The sequence below is a fragment of the Thioclava sp. JE_KL1 genome (assembly GCF_009296265.1).
Taxonomy (GTDB): Bacteria; Pseudomonadota; Alphaproteobacteria; order Rhodobacterales; family Rhodobacteraceae; genus Thioclava.
On the sequence record NZ_WBJS01000051.1, the window covers coordinates 1 to 1,711 of the forward strand.

Sequence of the window (1,711 nt, forward strand, 5' to 3'; positions counted from 1 at the left end):
AAGTTCGGCATCGCGATCCGCTTTGGCGATTTCCATTCGCGCCGTCTGGTCGAGGATCTGAAGGAAACCGGGCAGAGCGGCTGCCTTCGTGTCTCGATGGTTCATTACAATTCGGTGGCGCAGGTCGACGCGCTGACCGAGGCGCTTGCGAGTATCACCTCCCAGATGCGGATGGCGTCGTGATGGCGGGTTGCGATCTCGCGATCCGAGGCGGCACGCTGGTGACCGCCTCGGATCAGTTCCGCGCCGATCTGGGCATTCGTGACGGCAAGATTGTCGAAATCGCATCGGAAATCACGGATGCGCGCGAAGAGATCGACGCCACTGGTCTGATGGTGCTGCCGGGCGGGATCGACGCCCATGTCCATCTCGCGCAGCCCACCTCGGACGGCACGGTGATGGCCGATGATTTCCTGACCGGCACCCGGTCGGCGGCGGCGGGCGGCAATACCACGGTTTTGCCTTTCGCGCTGCAGGTCAAAGGCAGCTCTCTGCGGGAATGTCTGACGGCCTATCACGAGAAGGCCGAAGGCGCGTGCTATACGGATGTCTCTTTCCATCTGATCGTCTCCGACCCGACGCCGCAGGTTCTGGGGCAGGAACTCCCGGCGCTCGTGCGCGATGGTTACAGCTCGTTCAAGGTATTCATGACCTACGACGATCTGGTGCTGAACGATGCAGAGCTTCTGGACGTCTTCGACGTGGCCCGGCGCGAGCGCGCGCTGGTGATGGTCCATGCCGAAGGCCATGACGCGATCAAGCACATGACCCGCAGGCTCGAGGAAGAGGGCAAGACGGCGCCCTATTACCATGCCGTGGCGCATCACCAGATCGCCGAGCGAGAGGCGACCCATCGCGCGATCAGCCATGCGCAGCTGACCGACGTGCCGGTGATGATCGTGCATGTCTCGGGCCGCGACCCGATGGAGCAGATTCAATGGGCGAAGAAGCGTGGCATGAAGGTCTTCGCCGAAACTTGCCCGCAATATATCGTCCTGACCCGAGACGATCTCAAAGGGCTGAACATGGATTTCGAGGGCGCGAAATATGTGTGCTCGCCGCCGCCGCGCGATACCGACAGCCAGGAAGCGATCTGGGAGGGGCTGCGCGACGGCACCTTCGATGTCTTCTCCTCCGATCACTGCCCGTTCTATTTCGAAGGCGCCAACGAGACCGGCAAGGACAATCCCCGCGCACGCACCTCGTTCAAATGGGTGCCGAACGGCATCCCCGGCGTGGAGACGCGGCTGCCGATCCTGTTCTCGGAAGGGGTGCGCAAGGGGCGGATCAGCATCGAGCGTTTTGTGGCCCTGACCTCGACCAACCCGGCCAAGCTCTACGGCCTATACCCGCAAAAAGGCGCGCTCGTGATCGGCGCCGATGCCGATATCACGCTTTGGGATCCGCAAAGCAGAGCGGTGATCACCCAAGCGGCCTTGAGCCACGGTGCGGATTACACGCCCTATGAGGGCATGGAGATCGAAGGCTGGCCCGTCCGCACGATCCTGCGCGGGCAGACAATCGCCGCCGAAGGAAAGGTTGTAGAGCAGGGAAGGACCGGGCGATATCTGTCGCGGGCGACCAGTTCGGCCTGGTAGACGTGTGGTCCTCACCAACTACCCGCTTCCCGCATCGCGTTGACGAAACCTGCGCCCAGCCCTCATACATGGCTCTCGGACGAAAGTGGTTCAGGAGAACGCCCGTTGACGCA

Annotated in this window: 1 protein-coding gene and 1 pseudogene; both read left to right on the forward strand. The window is 62.5% G+C overall.

Annotated elements, in window-relative coordinates; all coding sequences use genetic code 11:
• Positions 1-183: pseudogene (locus tag F8R15_RS21600) on the forward strand (hypothetical protein); the annotation flags it as partial.
• Entirely contained in the window at positions 183-1,598 is a 1,416-nt protein-coding gene (hydA, locus tag F8R15_RS20830; protein ID WP_152845869.1) for a dihydropyrimidinase, read from the forward strand. The pseudogene F8R15_RS21600 and the gene hydA, both read left to right, overlap by 1 nt.
• Positions 1,599-1,711 lie beyond the last annotated feature (113 nt).

What these genes read in the sequence shown, in the direction of transcription:
- hydA (WP_152845869.1), top strand. Translation starts at nt 183, where the DNA reads ATGGCGGGTTGCGATCTCGCGATCCGAGGCGGCACGCTGGTGACCGCC.